Annotated in this window: 15 protein-coding genes and 1 pseudogene; 12 read left to right on the top strand and 4 right to left on the bottom strand. The window is 38.9% G+C overall.

Annotated features, from left to right (window positions below; genetic code table 11):
• A partial coding sequence (trxB, locus tag L647_RS0120100; RefSeq protein ID WP_024612612.1) for a thioredoxin-disulfide reductase occupies nucleotides 1–899 on the bottom strand: 899 nt, incomplete at its 3' end.
• A 287-nt stretch (nucleotides 900–1,186) separates the two neighbouring features.
• Here trxB and pssA point away from each other — a divergent pair.
• Nucleotides 1,187–2,512: a CDP-diacylglycerol--serine O-phosphatidyltransferase gene (gene pssA, locus L647_RS0120095; protein ID WP_024612611.1), complete on the top strand. Its 1,326-nt coding sequence runs from the start codon at nucleotides 1,187–1,189 to the stop codon at nucleotides 2,510–2,512.
• A 120-nt stretch (nucleotides 2,513–2,632) separates the two neighbouring features.
• On the opposite strand, the gene ald is transcribed toward pssA, so the two are convergent.
• Nucleotides 2,633–3,754 (bottom strand): alanine dehydrogenase, encoded by a 1,122-nt coding sequence (ald, locus tag L647_RS0120090; protein ID WP_024612610.1) that lies wholly within the window; start codon nucleotides 3,752–3,754, stop codon nucleotides 2,633–2,635.
• A gap of 142 nt (nucleotides 3,755–3,896) precedes the next feature.
• On the opposite strand from ald, the gene lrp reads away from it, so the two are divergent.
• From lrp to L647_RS0120045, 9 genes are all read left to right on the top strand, one after another.
• On the top strand, nucleotides 3,897–4,376 hold the full coding sequence (gene lrp, locus L647_RS0120085) for a leucine-responsive transcriptional regulator Lrp (protein ID WP_024612609.1): 480 nt from the start codon (nucleotides 3,897–3,899) through the stop codon (nucleotides 4,374–4,376).
• Nucleotides 4,377–4,598: 222 nt separating this feature from the next.
• Entirely contained in the window at nucleotides 4,599–7,097 is a 2,499-nt protein-coding gene (locus tag L647_RS0120080) for a DNA translocase FtsK 4TM domain-containing protein (RefSeq protein WP_024612608.1), read from the top strand.
• Nucleotides 7,097–7,723: an outer membrane lipoprotein chaperone LolA gene (gene lolA, locus L647_RS0120075; RefSeq protein WP_024612607.1), complete on the top strand. Its 627-nt coding sequence runs from the start codon at nucleotides 7,097–7,099 to the stop codon at nucleotides 7,721–7,723. The genes L647_RS0120080 and lolA overlap by 1 nt, the downstream gene beginning before the upstream one ends.
• Nucleotides 7,716–9,059: a replication-associated recombination protein A gene (locus L647_RS0120070; protein WP_024612606.1), complete on the top strand. Its 1,344-nt coding sequence runs from the start codon at nucleotides 7,716–7,718 to the stop codon at nucleotides 9,057–9,059. Before lolA ends, L647_RS0120070 begins: the two co-directional genes overlap by 8 nt.
• The gene (gene crcB / locus L647_RS0120065) at nucleotides 9,052–9,432 is read left to right on the top strand and encodes a fluoride efflux transporter CrcB (RefSeq protein ID WP_021032117.1); all 381 of its coding nucleotides are present in this window, start codon (nucleotides 9,052–9,054) and stop codon (nucleotides 9,430–9,432) included. Before L647_RS0120070 ends, crcB begins: the two co-directional genes overlap by 8 nt.
• A gap of 9 nt (nucleotides 9,433–9,441) precedes the next feature.
• Nucleotides 9,442–10,746, top strand: a complete 1,305-nt coding sequence (gene serS / locus L647_RS0120060; protein ID WP_024612605.1) for a serine--tRNA ligase — start codon at nucleotides 9,442–9,444, stop codon at nucleotides 10,744–10,746.
• A 179-nt stretch (nucleotides 10,747–10,925) separates the two neighbouring features.
• Nucleotides 10,926–11,642 (top strand): HipA family kinase, encoded by a 717-nt coding sequence (locus tag L647_RS0120055; RefSeq protein ID WP_024612604.1) that lies wholly within the window; start codon nucleotides 10,926–10,928, stop codon nucleotides 11,640–11,642.
• On the top strand, nucleotides 11,639–12,481 hold the full coding sequence (locus L647_RS0120050; protein ID WP_024612603.1) for a DUF3037 domain-containing protein: 843 nt from the start codon (nucleotides 11,639–11,641) through the stop codon (nucleotides 12,479–12,481). Before L647_RS0120055 ends, L647_RS0120050 begins: the two co-directional genes overlap by 4 nt.
• A gap of 777 nt (nucleotides 12,482–13,258) precedes the next feature.
• Nucleotides 13,259–13,504 carry a hypothetical protein gene (locus L647_RS0120045; RefSeq protein ID WP_024612602.1) on the top strand — a complete coding sequence of 82 codons (246 nt, stop codon included), beginning with the start codon at nucleotides 13,259–13,261 and terminating at the stop codon, nucleotides 13,502–13,504.
• A 166-nt stretch (nucleotides 13,505–13,670) separates the two neighbouring features.
• Here L647_RS0120045 and L647_RS0120040 read toward each other — a convergent pair whose 3' ends face one another.
• Nucleotides 13,671–15,266 (bottom strand): TerD family protein, encoded by a 1,596-nt coding sequence (locus L647_RS0120040; RefSeq protein WP_024612601.1) that lies wholly within the window; start codon nucleotides 15,264–15,266, stop codon nucleotides 13,671–13,673.
• Between the two features lie 361 nt (nucleotides 15,267–15,627).
• Between L647_RS0120040 and L647_RS1000000125480 the strand changes: the two are divergent.
• Together L647_RS1000000125480 and L647_RS0120030 are read left to right on the top strand one after the other, a co-directional pair.
• Nucleotides 15,628–15,922 (top strand): annotated as a pseudogene (locus tag L647_RS1000000125480) (Mobile element protein); the annotation flags it as partial.
• 409 nt (nucleotides 15,923–16,331) lie between these two features.
• The gene (locus L647_RS0120030; RefSeq protein ID WP_024612599.1) at nucleotides 16,332–16,814 is read left to right on the top strand and encodes a transposase; all 483 of its coding nucleotides are present in this window, start codon (nucleotides 16,332–16,334) and stop codon (nucleotides 16,812–16,814) included.
• 322 nt (nucleotides 16,815–17,136) lie between these two features.
• Here the strand turns inward: L647_RS0120030 and L647_RS0120025 are convergent.
• Nucleotides 17,137–17,529 (bottom strand): TOBE domain-containing protein (locus L647_RS0120025; RefSeq protein ID WP_024612598.1); only part of this gene is annotated, 393 nt, incomplete at its 5' end.

Here is a 17,529-nt window from a genome sequence, read left to right as displayed (position 1 = left end):
CCGGCTGATGTGATTGCTTGACGGTAAATATGGTCAGACACATCACCTGCAGCAAAAACGCCTTCTACGCTTGTTTGTGTTGCGTTGCCGTTAAGACCAGACTCTACAACTAAGTAGCCATCTTTCATTTCTAATTGACCAACAAACATATCAGTATTTGGTTTATGACCAATCGCAATAAATACGCCTGCTAAATCGAGTTCTTCAGTTGCATCAGAGTTTGCATCTTTAATACGAACGCCTGTTACACCCATTTGATCGCCTAATACTTCGTCAAGCGTGCGGTTGTAATGCATTACTACATTACCGTTAGCTGCTTTTTCAGCAAGACGATCTGCTAGTATTTTTTCACTGCGGAAACTATCACGACGATGAATAACATGTACTTCGTCAGCAATGTTAGATAGGTAAAGCGCTTCTTCAACCGCTGTATTACCACCACCAACAACCGCTACTTTTTGACCTTTATAGAAAAAACCGTCACAAGTAGCACAAGCCGAAACACCACGACCCTGAAATTTAGTTTCAGACTCAAGACCTAAATACTTAGCAGAGGCACCTGTTGCAATGATTAGCGCATCACATGTGTAAGTACCTTGGTCGCCAGTTAGTGTGAAAGGGCGTTTAGATACATCTACTTTATTGATGTGATCAAACACAATTTCAGTTTCAAAGCGCTCAGCGTGCTCTTTCATACGATCCATTAATGCAGGACCCGTTAAGCCGTGTGCATCACCAGGCCAGTTTTCAACTTCAGTAGTGGTTGTTAACTGACCACCTTGTTGAATGCCTGTAATTAAAACAGGGTTTAAATTTGCACGTGCTGCATATACTGCGGCAGTATAACCAGCTGGGCCAGAGCCTAAAATTAGTAGCTTACAATGTTTTGCTTCAGTCATTATTTTATCCTAAACGTTTAATACGGTCTTTAATGCGCTCGATTCTAAGAAAAACAAGGCAGAAGTAAACAAAATCTGTGATTTTATTTTTTTGTAAATCGAAAAGCTGTGCATTTTTATGTACTAGAGAGTGTGGTTTTTGTAGTTAATAAACTAAAGTAGCTCAATTAATAGACTAACAGGCAACAAAACTGCGTTAATTCATGACCACTTAAGTTTTTTTTGTTATGTTTTAAATAATTTTATTTGTCACTTACAGATTATGTGACCTTAGTTAATAGGCATCTATGTTATTTTGGCAGGAAAAACCCGCATTCGGGTTGACTTCAAAAGACGTTAACGTCTTAACCAATGCGCAAGATTATCGTACGCAACTGCTACGTTTAATTAGCAATGCAAAAAAACGAATTTATATAACTGCGTTGTATTTACAAGATGACGAAGCAGGACGCGAAATTTTAGACGCGCTGCATCGTGTGTCATTGGACAACCCGGCACTTGAGATAAAAGTGCTGGTGGATTTTCATCGCGCGCAACGCGGTTTAATTGGCGCAGATAAGTCAGACGGCAACGCAAGTTTATATTGTGACGATTTAGAAAAGTTTAAATCGAACGTACAAGTTTATGGTGTACCCGTTAAAGCCAAAGAGCTTTTTGGCGTATTGCATTTAAAAGGTTTTGTAATTGACGATACCTTACTTTATAGCGGTGCGAGCTTAAATAATGTGTATTTGCAATATAACGAACGCTATAGACTCGACCGATACTTTTTAATAACGCAAAGAGAGCTGTGTAACTCAGTAGTCGATTTTATTGAATCAAAGCTACTTAGTTCAGTGGCTGTGCCGCGCATTGACACGCGACCGCTTAAACATTTACACGACTTTAAACTTGATCAAAAACAATTAATGCGTGATTTAAAAGCCGCAAGTTACGAAAGCGCTAAATTACAAAATACACAAGCATTAGGTATTCGTTTATTTTTAGGGTTAGGACGTCGTAATAACGAGCTTAACCGATTAATAAAAGCGCTATTTGATACTACAGAGCAAGAGCTGATTCTTTATACTCCTTACTTTAATTTTCCAGCGCCGCTTATGCGATCACTGCGTCGATTATTAAAACAAGGTAAGCAAGTCACTATTGTTGTAGGCGATAAAACAGCAAACGACTTTTATGTACCGCCAAGTGAGCCATTCAGTAAAATTGGCGCGTTACCTTACTTATACGAGACTATTTTGCATAAGTTTGTAAAATCGCAAAAGCGTCATATAGATAACGGTAATTTAAATGTGTACTTGTGGAAGCACGAAAGTAATTCGTTTCATTTAAAAGGTATTTGTTCTGATCGTAAAAACCATTTGTTAAGTGGGCATAACCTTAACCCGCGTGCTTGGGGATTAGATATCGAAAACGGTATTTTAATAGAAGACCCAGAGCAAACAATTATGGAAGCGATTGATAACGAAAAGCAGGAAATTTTACAGCACTGCCGTCGTTTAACAGGTCCTGATGATTTAGAAACAATGGATGATTATCCGCAGCCAGTTAAAAAGCTACTTGGTCAAGCTAAGCGCGTAAAAGTAGATTTTATAATTAAGCGTTTTATCTAAACCAGTTTATCTAAATCTAAAATTTAAACACAAAAAAAGCAGCTAATTAGCTGCTTTTTTTATGGGTTGTAGTTAGGTAGCTACATTACTTAATACCAACCTAACTACACAAACGCTAAATTATGCGTTTTCTACCGCTGTGCGTGGGTCAACATATTCCATGTTGAACGCTTCAGCTACTTCTTTGTAAGTTACTTGACCTTTAATTACGTTTAAGCCTTTTAAGAAGTGAGCGTCATCTAGTAGCGCCTTTTTATAACCTTTGTTAGCAAGGTTAATGATGAAAGGCAATGTTGCATTGTTAAGTGCAAACGTAGATGTGCGTGGAACAGCGCCAGGCATGTTAGCAACACAGTAGTGAACAACTTCATCAACAATGAAAGTAGGATCAGCATGCGTAGTTGCTTTAGAAGTAGCAATACAGCCACCTTGGTCGATTGCAACGTCAACAATTGCAGAACCAGGTTTCATTGCTTTAATGTGCGCAGCAGTGACTAGTTTAGGTGCCGCTGCACCTGGAATTAGTACGCCACCAATTACTAAATCAGCTTCTAGTACGTGTTTTTCTAGTGCATCAGCAGTTGAGTAAATAGCTTTTACTTTATTACCAAATTGCGCGTCTAGTGCACGTAATACATCGATGTTACGATCAAGAACTACAACTTCAGCTCCAAGGCCAACAGCCATTTGAGCTGCGCTACGACCAACCATGCCGCCGCCAATTACAACAACTTTAGCAGCTTCAACGCCTGGTACGCCACCTAGTAGCATGCCACGACCGTGGTTAGATTTTTCTAGCGCTTGTGCACCAGCTTGAATAGACATACGACCAGCAACTTCGCTCATAGGAGCAAGAAGCGGTAAACCACCGCGAGAGTCAGTTACAGTCTCGTATGCAATACAAATAGCTTTGCTTTTTACAAGGTCTTCAGTTTGCGGAAGATCAGGTGCAAGGTGTAAGTAAGTGAAAAGGATTTGGTCTTCACGTAACATTGCACGTTCAACTGCTTGTGGCTCTTTTACTTTAACAATCATGTCTGCTTTAGCGAAAACGTCAGCAGCAGTTGTTAAAATTTCAGCACCTGCAAGAGTGTAATCTTCGTTAGTAAAACCAATCCCCATGCCCGCGTCTGTTTCTACAATCACTTGGTGACCGTGGTTTACTAATTCACGAACACTCGCAGGAACCATACCTACACGGTATTCATGGTTTTTAATTTCTTTAGGTACACCAATAATCATAACTTTTGCCTTATTAAGAACGGATTAACATTTTCCACTATTATATTCATCATAAGCCCGTGTGTCTCACCTTTTTTAAAGTCAAATCTAGTGTTATCATCTAAATAATTAAAATAAACAGAATAAAAAACTAGCTGGGTATATGCATCAATTATTAGACCGAATTGACCGTAAAATTTTAATGGAGTTGCAGCACGATGGGCGGCTTTCAAATGTAGAATTGACCCGACGAGTTGGGCTAAGCGCCACGCCCTGTCTGGAGCGCGTAAAAAAGCTAGAACGAGAAGGTTATATACTGGGTTACAAAGCAGTGGTCGATCCAGCTAAGTTAGGACAAGGTTTATCGGTGTATGTAGAAGTAACAATTACAAAAACATCTCCTGACGTATTTGACGAATTTAGTGCAGCGGTAAAAAAGCACGAAGAGATTATAGAATGCCACTTAGTATCGGGTAATTTTGATTTTTTATTAAAAACCCGCGTAAACGATATGTCAGAGTACCGAGGCGTTTTAGGTGACATATTATTAAAGCTACCAAATGTGAGTGAAAGCCGCACTTATGTAGTAATGGAAGAAGTTAAAGGTGAGGTGGGTGTTATAATTCGCCCTTATATTGCTTAATATTATTTATATTGCAGCTATATTATAAGCAGCTGATTTTTGAGTTAAGTTAAAATCAGCCTTAAAGTTCAACAGCCTTTAATTAATATGAGCCTAAATTATAAAAACTTGTTCATTATCAGGTCATCAGCATTAAGATAAAGTGCAACAAATTACATTTCCTGCTAAGGTATTTCACTGCTAAGTGAGTGTAAATAGAATAATAAAGAGGAATAGGGAACTATGCGCCTAAATGGTGTGCAAAGACTATTAGAAACAGGGCTGATAATCAGCACCTTTACGGCAATATTTATTTTATGTGCCTTAATCAGTTTTGATCCAGCAGATGCTGCATGGTCGCAAACAAGCTTTAGTGAAGTCAGAAACATTACTGGCGCTGCGGGTGCGTGGATTGCTGATATATTATTACTTACTTTTGGCTGGCTTGCTTATTTTGTGCCGGCTGCAATTCAAATATTTGGTTATTTATTATTTAAACAACCTCACCGAATTTTTCAACTCGACTACACCACATTAGCACTTCGCGTTATAGGCTTTGCTCTATTTATTACCTCAGCTACCGCTATTAGCAGCATTAATTTTGATGACATTTATAATTTTTCATCAGGTGGGGTAGTGGGCGATGTAATAGAGTCGGCAATGATGCCGGCATTTAATTTTACAGGCACAACCATATTATTATTGTGTTTCTTTTTTGCAGGATTAACACTTTTAACAGGTGTGTCGTGGGTTGAGTTTGTTGATTGGCTAGGCGATTTAGTCGTTCGGTTTTATCGTTTTATTACCACTTACGCACAAGGCTGGATGCATCGAGAGCGTGTTGCTGGTAACGCCAATAACGACAACGAACGAGCCGATGCCTATTTTGAAGATGATATTCATGAACAAATAGAATTACCAGCATCAGCTAAAAAATCGAATAAGCAAAAAGCAATTAACAAACCACAAGCGCCATTTAATGAGCCGCAGATTAGCGACGATTTTATGCCATTTGACGAGCTTGATGACATACTCGATCAAGAAATTGGTTTTAGCGCCATAGACGACGAGCCAATGGACACTGAGGCTGCGTTAAATGCGCTCGATCAGAGCCCTGTTATAGAGCCTGAAAAACCAGTTACAACGGTTGTATCACCAGCCAGACCAATGCCTAAGCCAAAACCAGCGTATCAGCCGCCGCCAACAGCTAAAGAAAAGTTTGAGCAGCTATTAACACAAGAGCCACCACCAGGACCATTACCGTCGCTCGATTTACTCGACAGACCAGATAAAGCTAAAAATCCTATTTCGCAAGAAGAGCTCGATACAGTATCGCGCCTAGTAGAGACAAAATTACTCGATTTTAACGTACAGGCAACGGTTGTAGCGGTATATCCGGGCCCCGTTGTTACGCGTTTTGAGTTAGATTTAGCACCTGGTATAAAAGTGTCTAAAATTACAGGTTTAGCAAAAGATTTAGCCCGTTCGCTTTCGGCAATTAGTGTACGTGTTGTAGAAGTTATTCCGGGTAAAACATATGTAGGGATAGAGCTTCCTAATAAACACCGTGAAATAGTACGTTTATCGGAAGTGATAAACGCACCAAAATTTGAACAAAACCCATCGCCACTCACCATGGTGCTAGGTAAAGACATTGCCGGTCAGCCGGTGTGTGCTGACCTAGGGAAAATGCCACACTTACTGGTAGCGGGTACAACCGGTTCAGGTAAGTCAGTGGGCGTTAATGTCATGATATTAAGCTTGCTTTACAAATCGGGTCCTGAAGATGTTCGCATGATCATGATTGACCCGAAAATGCTTGAGCTTTCAGTATATGAAGGCATCCCGCATTTATTGTGTGAAGTAGTAACCGATATGAAAGAAGCCGCTAACGCGCTGCGTTGGTGTGTAGGCGAAATGGAACGTCGTTATAAATTAATGTCGGCGTTAGGTGTACGTAACCTAAAAGGTTACAACCAAAAAGTACTTGATGCAAAAGAAGCGGGCTACCCAATTCTTGACCCATTATTTAAAGACACCGACGGCATGAAAGAAGGACCAGAGGAACTAGGTAAATTACCAAGCATTGTAGTGGTAATTGACGAATTTGCCGACATGATGATGATTGTTGGTAAAAAAGTAGAAGAGCTGATTGCCCGCATAGCCCAAAAAGCACGTGCGGCAGGTATTCATTTAATACTGGCAACGCAGCGCCCGTCTGTAGATGTAATAACAGGTTTAATTAAAGCAAATATACCAACGCGTATGGCGTTTCAGGTATCAAGTAAAATAGACTCGCGTACCATACTTGACCAACAAGGCGCAGAAAACTTACTTGGTATGGGTGATATGCTTTATTTACCACCAGGCACTAGTGTACCAGAGCGTGTACATGGCGCATTTGTAGACGATCACGAAGTACATGCCGTCGTAAACGATTGGAAAGCACGTTCTAAAACAAATTACATAGATGAAATATTAAATGGTGATGCCAGTGAAGATATTTTATTGCCAGGTGAAGCAAGCGAAAATGCAGATGAAGAAAATGATCCATTATACGACGAAGCAGTGTCGTTTGTAGTAGAAACCGGTAAAGTGTCGGTTTCATCAGTACAGCGTAAATTACGTGTTGGCTATAACCGCGCAGCACGCTTAGTAGAACAAATGGAAACATCAGGTATCGTAAGTTCACCAGGTCATAATGGTGCTCGCGATGTATTAGTACCTAATGGAGCAAATTAATGAAAAAATTTAACGCCTTATTATTAGTGTTAGGCAGTGTATTTGCCGCACCAAGCTTTGCTGACGACAGCCAAGCATTACAAGACAGACTCGCCACTTTAAAAAGTTTTAAAGCGCAGTTTGCACAAAAAGTAACAGACAAAGAAGGCCAAGCAGTTATGCAAGGCGAGGGCACAATAGCGCTTCAACAGCCTATGATGATCCGCTGGCAACAAACAAACCCAGACGATACGTTATTTGTATCAAACGGTGATAAAACATATTACTTCGACAGCTTTGCTGAGCAAGTAACTATTATGAAAACCAGCAGCCTAATCGATTCAACTCCGTTTGTGCTGCTTACATCAAAAGACCCAGCACAGTGGGAAAAATACAGCGTACTTGCAACAAATACAGGCTTTAGCGTAACGCCAAATAAAGGCGTAGAAAGCCAAGTAGAGCAACTTGATATAATGTTTGCAGGTAACGAGCAAGGTCTTGCTGAATTAGTAGTAACCGATAACTCAGGGCAGCTATCGTCGTTTACGTTTAACAATGCCCAAGTAAACGTATCGCTTGATAAAAGTACTTTTGAATTTACGCCTCCAGAAGGTGTTGAAATAGACGATCAGAGTAACGGTGAGTAATTTAGGTTTTAATTTTGGGCCCGATGTACGCCCACTTGCCGCGCGTATGCGCCCTACAACGCTTGATGAATACATTGGTCAACAGCACTTATTAAGCGCCGATAAACCACTGCATCAAGCTATTGTAGCAGGGCGCTGCCATAGTTTGATTTTATGGGGCCCGCCTGGTGTGGGTAAAACAACGCTTGCGCAAATAATTGCGAACCATGCTGATGCTTCACTTATTCAAATGTCAGCGGTAACCGCAGGTGTAAAAGATATTCGCGACAGCGTAACGCAAGCGCGCGATAACCTAGAAAGCCGTGGCCAACGCACCCTTATGTTTGTTGACGAGGTTCACCGCTTTAATAAATCTCAGCAAGATGCGTTTTTACCGCACATTGAAGACGGCACCTTTATATTTGTAGGCGCAACCACCGAAAACCCCTCGTTCGCCCTTAACAACGCTATTTTATCGCGTGCGCGTGTGTATGTTTTAAAATCGCTTGCCGACACCGACTTATACACCGTAATAGAGCGCGCACTTAAACAAGACGAGCAGCTAAGCCAAAAGCACATAACTATTGCCGACAACGCTAAAAAGGCATTGTGCCAAGCAAGTGGTGGCGATGCCCGCAAAGTACTTAACTTACTTGAACAAGCGGTTGACTTAACAACTGAGCAAAACGGGCAATACAACGTAGACGAGCACGTACTTAGCCAAGTGTTACCAACGCATTTAGCAAAATACGACAAAGGCGGCGATGAGTTTTACGATTTAATATCAGCCTTTCACAAATCAGTACGTGGTAGTTCCCCCGATGGTGCACTGTATTGGTATTGTCGAATTTTAGCTGGTGGCGGTGACCCTCTATACGTAGCAAGGCGATTACTTGCTATTGCCACAGAAGACATAGGTAACGCCGATCCGCGTGCGATGGAAGTGGCCCTAAACGCATGGGATATATTTCAGCGAGTAGGCCCAAGCGAAGGTGAGCGCGCTATTGCACAAGCCACATTGTATTTAGCCAGTGCACCTAAAAGTAATGCGGTGTATATGGCATTTAATCAAGCTAAGGCTGATGCTCAAAACGAGCCAAGTTACCCCGTGCCAGAGCATTTACGCAATGCCCCAACCAACTTAATGAAAGACTTAGGTTACGGCGCCGAGTACCGCTATGCACATAACGAAGAAGGCGCATTTGCCGCAGGTGAAAAGTACTTACCGCCAGAAATGGAAGGTAAGGAATATTACTTACCGAGCGATCGCGGACTTGAGCAAAAAATTAAACAAAAACTCGATTACCTAAAAGAGCGCGATGCGCAAAGCCCACTTAAACGGTACGAAAATGATTAAACTTTATATGATGATTGCACTTGGCGGAGCTTCAGGTGCGTGTTTACGGTTTTTTATTAGCGAAAGCATGCTAAAACTCCTCGGTAGGGGATTCCCTTTTGGCACGTTGACGGTTAATATTCTGGGTTCATTGTTAATGGGCATTTTGTACGGTTTGATAGATAAAGAAATTATCACCGCTAGCCCCGCCAAAACCCTTATCGGTATTGGCTTTTTAGGTGCATTAACCACCTTTTCAACATTCTCAATGGACTCGTTGTTGTTATTACAACAAGGTCACTTTATTAAAATGGCCCTCAATATCATCTTAAACGTGATGGTGTGTATTTTTATGGCTTGGCTGGGCCTTCAGCTAGTAATGCAAAAAGGTTAAAAAACTAACATGTTAGATTCTAAATTTTTACGTCAAGACATCGAACAAACTGCAGCACGTTTAGCAGCGCGCGGTTACGAACTCGATGTAGCGACGGTAACGGCACTTGAAGAAAAACGCAAAACATTACAAGTAAAAACGCAAGAACTTCAAAGTCAACGTAACTCTTTATCGAAGAAAATTGGCCAAGCTAAAGCGAAAGGCGAAGATGCTCAACCATTGTTTGATGAAGTAGGTAAGATAGGCGATGAATTGGATGCTACTAAAAAAGCGCAAGACGAAGTACTAAACGCGATTAATGACATTGCTTTAGCAATTCCAAACTTGCCAGACGAGTCGGTACCTGCGGGTAAAGACGAAGACGACAACGTTGAAATTTTAACGTGGGGAACACCTAAAAAATTCGATTTTGAAGTAAAAGACCACGTAGATGTAGGTCAAGACCTAAACGGCTTAGACTTTGAAATGGGCGTTAAAATTAGTGGCGCACGCTTTACCGTAATGCGTGGCCAAGTAGCGCGTATGCACCGTGCACTAACGCAATTTATGCTAGATACACACGCAGATAAAAACGGCTACACCGAAATGTATGTACCGTACTTAGTAAATAGCGCAAGCCTTTACGGCACAAGCCAATTACCTAAATTTGCGGGTGATTTGTTCCACACATTAGGCCTTGTAAACGACGATGGCGAACAACAAGCCGGCTTTAGCTTAATTCCTACAGCAGAGGTACCGCTTACTAACAGCGCGCGCGACGAAATTTACGACGAAAGCGATTTACCAATCCGCTTAGTTGCCCACACTCCGTGCTTTAGAAGTGAAGCAGGCAGCTATGGCCGCGATACACGTGGCTTAATTCGTCAGCATCAGTTTGATAAAGTTGAATTAGTACAACTTGTAAAACCAGAAGACTCAATGGCAACGCTTGAAGAGTTAACAGGTCATGCAGAGCAAATACTACAAGCGCTAGAACTTCCGTACCGTAAAGTGATTTTATGTATGGGCGACATGGGCTTTGGCTCAGCTAAAACCTACGATTTAGAAGTATGGCTACCTGCTCAAGACACATACCGCGAAATTTCATCATGTTCAAACATGGCTGATTTTCAGGCTCGCCGTATGCAAGCACGTTTTCGCCGTGAAGGAGTTAAAAAGCCAGAGCTACTACATACACTAAATGGTTCAGGCTTAGCCGTTGGCCGTACACTAGTAGCCATACTAGAAAACTACCAACAAGCCGATGGCACAGTAGTAGTACCAGAAGTGTTACGCCCATACATGGGTGGGCTTGAAGTGATTGGTAAACAATAAACACATAGGTGCGTTATAGAAAGTATTTATATGCTGCACTTCGCAAGAAGTGCAGCATATACTTTTTTAGTAAGCCCTATTAAATAAGCTTGCGTAATTACAGAGCGATTCACCCAATAGTTCAATGCATGAAGTTAATTTGATTGAAGGGACACAATTTAGAGGAAACTTTCATAATTATGATTTATATAGAAAAGATTATTAGAAAGTTAAGCCAAGGTCAAACAGGGCCTTACCTTTGTGTTGATGACCAACAGGTTCAATATGTTGTAAAAGGCCCTAATACTACTTATAAAGGATTGATAAATGAGTTTGTATGTGGGCAATTAGGTAAAGCCATAGGTTTGCCTATACCGGACTTTCATATAGCTTATATCGATAACGCTTTATTAGAATATAGTACGTATGATCTCGAGGAAGGAGATTGGTTTGCCTCAAAGTATATGGAAAATATACAAGATGTTCCTTTTGTAGCGTTACAAAAGTTAAATTCAGAACATTTAAAGCTACTTTTTATTTTTGATTATTGGATTCTAAACAGTGATAGAACATTAACAAAGATGGGGGGGAACCCTAATCTTTTTATAGATTCTAGTTTTGCTAGGCTTTTTGTTTTGGATCATAATTTAGCTTTCTCAGAAGACTTTATTGAAACTTTAGATGATTTTAAAAAATTACACGTTGCCCAAGATGCTTGGTTTTCTAGTCAGATGGAACTTTTTGAGAAAGAAAATTACATGGACCTATTCGAACTCGCAATAGGAAAACTTGATCAAATATTTAGAATGATTCCAAAATATTGGCTTGATAACTGTGGTGAACATGGTATTTTGGATAAAATTCGAGTAGAGTTATGCCGTTTTCGTGAGCCTGAATTTTGGGAGGGTATAAAATGAAAAATTTAGTTCGTTATTCAGTGATCCGTTTTATGCCATTCACTGAAACTCAAGAGTTTGCAAATGTAGGTGTAGTTTTACATGCCCCTAATGATGGTAAGGTTTTATTTAAATTAGCTAATAAAAGATTTGCTAGAGTTTCTAATTTTTTTGATGACTTAGATGGTCAATTATATTCAAATGCCATAGAAATGTTTACTTCTGAGCTCCAAAGAGTAAAAGATTTTACGTATGGGATTCGAGGACGAGAATTGACTGGTTTTATGGATGAAGTTACTAGAAAAAAGGAAGGCTTTTTAACTTATAGTGATACATCAGCATTGTTGACAACAAAAGCTTTCGATGAAGTGTTAGATGATCTTTTCAAACAATATGTTGGAAGAAATTTTAATACGAAAGAGCACAGAGAGTCTTTGATTTTAAAAAATGTAAAAATGCATCTAGATAAGGTAAGCAAATATAAGTATACAAAAAGAAAACTTGATGCTAACTATATGTCTTTTGAATTGCCATTAGTTGCAAAAAATGAGTTTAAAATGAAGGCAGTTAAACCATTAAGTTTCCACCAAAATTCACCTTTAAAGTTGATTGACCACGGTGAATTTTGGATTTCTAGAGTTAAGCACCTGTTAAACTCAAATGTAATAAAAGGTACTGATTTTTTATTTGTGGTGGATAAGCCTAAATTTAAAAGCACTAAACTTTATGATGCTTTTAATTCATTATCAGATGAAATGTTTAACCTAGGCGTAAATGTTTTAGATTTTAAAGAAATAAATAAAATCGACCAGTTTACTTTATTTGACTGTGATAAGCCTGAAAACTTTAAATTGATATAATTAACTTTAAGTTCTAATCATCGGTTACATCTTAGTCTTTATTTCAGGTCTATAACATCCCGATTTGGCAGTTTAAATAATATAGATATTTCTTGTTTTCATATCACATATTTATTATTAACTCTTTACTGACTATTCATTATAAAAAGTAAAGCGGCTTTTAGAGGCCGCTTTTTCATCTAACCATAAAAGACAAGAATTAGGATGACACCCATCCTAATCATTACGAGAAAAGCCAACAAAAACAGTATGAAGAGTGCATTATTATAAATGCATGAATCATGCGAAAAGCTGAACTATGTAGATAAAATGAAAGCAAAAATATACAGCCCAATCGGATAACGACAGCTGTTTATAAAATAATGGTAAATGACTCGGCTGTATCGAACCGGTTTTCCTTTAAATAAAAAGCGGAACATTACAGTAAATAAAGGCATGAATAAATTGACCTTACGGGGTCAAACAAAAGTGAATACCTTTACTTTACACTGCGGCAACTGTATTGCCTTGTTCATAATATAGAAAAACTGCAAAACACGATGCATTGATGAGGGAAAGCCCTTTTAACCGAAATAAAAGCCACTCAACCACTCGTAATCCCGTCCAAAACGCCAATTTAAACAACACCAAACACTTCTTTATATGCTGCGTAAAAATACAGTAATCGATTGAACCAAAATAGGAACTCAGCTATGGTTTGTTTATCAATAAAAATAAATAAAAAACGAGTTAATCTACAGGCTCGTTAGCTTTTAATCCTAAATCAAGGAGAGTCAGATGAAAATAAAAAGCAGTGAGCTTCCTAAACAAATATTGGATCGCGTGATTAACCCAGATCCTTTAGAGGGAGAAGATATCATTATCGAAGATGATAATGGAAAGGTTTTAGGAGTTATATTACAACCTGAAGCATATGAATTCTTTTTAAAGAAAATAGAGGAAAAAGAAGATGAGATGGATTCATTTTTAAATGAAAAATATGATCCAGATTCACCATCACTTGAAGACCTAATGGGAGAGTAAAATGCTACAAAAATAAATAAAAAAACGAGTTAATCTACAGGCTCGTTAGGTCATTAGCGAGGAGTTGAGCTTTTGTATTTGAATCAAGAAGAGAAAAAAGTTTCAAAACGTAGACATAAAAAAATGGGGGGGTTATTTTTGCATTTGGTCTTTATGTTTAAGCAAATCAACGCGTTGAGTTTTTAAGGCTAGAAAAATCATAAAAAATAGCACCCTCTCTATTAATCGCAGTATGTCCTAGCCCCTGGCCACAAAGTTTGTCTAACATTTCTGTTGCTCTTTCAATATTAACTCGACAGTGAGTCGCAATATCAAAGGGGGTTAGTTGATAGTTATTGCCTTTGATCATATTTAAAACTAAACGTTCAAAACGTTCATCTTGAATCGCCTTTAATGCTTTAGAAGCACGCTGGAATAAATACCATCCGAGCCCACCTAATAAACATGCAAGCGGTAAAAACAATAAACGGCTAAACGTTAACAGCACAAGTAATGCTGCTATCCCCATCAACATATAAGATAAAGACTGCATTTTTTTATGCTTATCTACTGCCGTTTTATTCTCTGCTTCAAAAGCTGCAATTTCTTGCTCTAATGAAATGGATGATAATGGTGCTTGAGGAGGGACATAACGTAATTTAGGGGGTGAAAATTGATAACGCTCTCCGATTTTCTCTAAACCAGTTGAAAAACCTTGCCCAACAGCTCGAATTGACCAACCTTTGTGATGACGATAAAAGTTTAACAACACCATCGTATTATAATTTTTATCAGTCGTTTCGCAGACATATTTTGCCATTTTTTGTTCAGTGTAGGTATTGCTCAAGCTCAACTCAATAAAGTCAGCACTATTAATACGCTTACTGCTAGCTCGTCTGGTCACTAAAATTTGAATTTTAGTGACATCTGATGGCAAGAGGTCAATATTAATCGAAATCTCCGAATCATCGAGTTTAACCCCCTCTCCACGTAATATTGTATTTTCGTGATATAAAAAATCTTTAATATTATTAACTTTATTATCACGATTGATGGCGACCACATTTAATGCTAAATCATCAATTTTAGGCACGACATTAAGTTTACAGGTGATCGCAGAGCAGTGATTAAAGTGCTCGCTTAGTGATAAGTTTTGACCTTTTTTTAATTCAACATTATCAATCAAACTATTATTTAATGGGTGAGTCACCGTTTCTACTTCACTTTCTTCATGCTGAGGCATTGATGCAGCTTTTGAGTCTCCAGACGCAGCCGACTTAATAAAACGGATCCCTAACTGGGTTAAAGCCGTTAAATAACTGGTCTTCAAAGGTAAACTTTTATAGCCTAACTTCCACATATTGTTATGTTTATAAAACTCAAAAAGCAACACACCTTTATGTGTCTCATTAAACGCTTGCACATCCATTTTGGCTAATCGCCCGAGGGATAAATCGTTAACTCTAATTTGAAAATGGCTCATCTGTTTTAAAGAATAATGACTGTTTTCAGGTAAAAAACCATAAAAAGCAATCCTATCAACCTTTGAAGCAAGTTGTGGAAACTGAATGGTAAAATGTCGTCCAGAATTATCTTGATTTACGGCATCAGGCTGTGTCCACTTTTTGGGATCAACAGGTGACTTTGCAAGCACAGCACCATTAGAGAAAGCGACGGCATGAATCGCCAAATTCAAGTCACTTTTCAAGCTACGCCATGCAAAATCAACTTCAACACAACCAATCTTTTCAATTAAGATGTTTTGACCAACCACTAATGCCATAAATCACTTCTTTCAATAAATAAATGAAACTCACACCCACTTGGCAGCTATTTGTTATTAACCTAAATAGATGACAGATTTAATAAAATCGATACTAATTATTTGAATGTTTAACGCTTATAAGCACTTAACTATTTATCGCGACTACTGCACTATTGCTAACACAAAACTCACGACTGGAGACAGACCCCTTACCAATAAAAACAACTGCTAATATTTTAATAGTAATGGGGGTAAAAAATAATTTTTAAATGCTTAATTCTTGCCAAGTGGCAATAATAGTGACACCTATCCTATTTTTTGCAGTTTAGTGAACTAAGTACTAGGCTTTTATCAGTGTGAAAAATAAGCAGGGTGTCTTATGGCAATCGCAAGAAAGCGTCAAGTAAGTTTAGTTGATACAAAGTACTACCATTGCATATCACGTTGCGTACGCCGTGCATTTTTATGTGGGGAAGACCACTTTACAGGTCAATCCTACGAGCATCGTAGAGGCTGGGTTGAAGACAAACTGCTTGAGTTAGCCAAGGTATTTTGGTATTGACGTCTGTGCTTATGCTGTCATGAGCAATCATACGCACTTAGTGTTGTATGTTGATGACAAAAAAGCGAATCGGCTGAATGATAAAGCGATTGTTATTCGCTGGCACAAGCTGTGTAATCTCGTTTCTCGCAGGTCTTATAGATAGTCTTGGTCGGCAATCCCTGAGTATGCATTTTGAAATCGAGGTGCTCTGTTGGCTCGAACGTCTTGTTAAAAACATTGGATGTTTGTCATTCAATATTCGTAACCAACAGAAGCATATTCCACTTAATATAATAGTCAGCTACTTTTAAATTAAGTGGCTTGGTCGAACTATAAGGCATTCAAACGGACAAAATACAGTTGGTTGTTTTCACTCCGTTCAACATTATAACCAACTATATTTTGCCGCTTAATGTGGCGTTGAGGCTGTAAAATTACTCTTTTTAGGAACGTATCCAACTATTCTTGGTTGCTTTTTAACCTTGAATCCATCTGTTCGCTGTAATCTAATAGATATTATTCACCCACGGTAAACTGTTATGGCTAACTACAAGCCTGACTTATCCTGTCAAAATAAATTCATTCCTATCAATTTCGCTGAGCAAATTCTGCCTGGAACTTTTGAGTATGCCCTTTGTTATATTGTCGAAAATAAACTCGATTCATCGGGATTTGACGCGTGGTACAACAACGACAAAACGGGCGCAGCGGCGTATCCACCTTCGGTAATGCTAAAGATTATTTTACTGGGCTATGCACATGATTTTATCAGTAGCCGTCGGATTGCAAAGGCTTGCGAGCATAATATTTTATTTATGAGTGTGTCGGGAGATATCCAACCGCATTACACATCAATAGCAGGCTTCGTGGCTAAAATGCATGAACAGATTGAGCCGCTTTTTACGCAAGTGCTGATGATATGTGATGAGGAAGACTTGATAGGCCGCAACATGTTTGCCATTGATGGGTGTAAATTAAAGTCCAATACGAGTAAATATAGCTTTATTTTTATAATACGTTAGCTAAAAGCAATGCTTAATAATGTGTTTTAATGTATGTGTGTGGTTTTAACTAATATAAAAGACGTAACCTGATAAACGATATCTGAGGGGAACTGTTTGAACATTAATCTTTGTTCAGTAAACAGCAACAGCCGATTAATAGCAAGATGTTCATAATTTAACCTGCATATTATTGTTTTTTATTGACTATAGTGAATTTTTAAAGGTAGAAAGTATTAGTTTTAAGCGTAATAGGGTTTTAACGGGGAACGTATTTAAATTGAATTTTGGGTCTAAATAGTAAGTATTGATGTTTAAATTAATACCTACATCAATATTTTAATCAGTCTATAGCTTTATAAGCCGCTAGTGGGTGTGATGTGCTTAATGAAACATGTACTTCATCGCCTGGGTTTACCACAACTTCATGGTTTACTCGGCTAGTTACAACGGTAGAGCACGCTAATTTTATTGCACACAAGCGGCTGCCACCTTCAAAACGTACCCAAATGACTTCGCCGTTATTACCAACACTGCTTTGTACAAGCAATACATCGTCAGGGCGTAGCAGTACATCAACATCACCACTTTCACAGTCAACGCCATGAGCCGGCGCATTACCAATCGAGGTAGTGACTTGTCCGTTTTCAAAGCTGCCTGCAATAAAGCTTGCTTCACCTAAAAAACGTGCCACAAAACGATTGTTTGGCGTGCTAAAGCAGCGCTCGGGTGTATC

The organism is Pseudoalteromonas sp. TB64 (assembly GCF_000498095.1).
Classification (GTDB): Bacteria; Pseudomonadota; Gammaproteobacteria; order Enterobacterales; family Alteromonadaceae; genus Pseudoalteromonas.
This window is presented reverse-complemented; position numbering and strand designations above follow the sequence as displayed.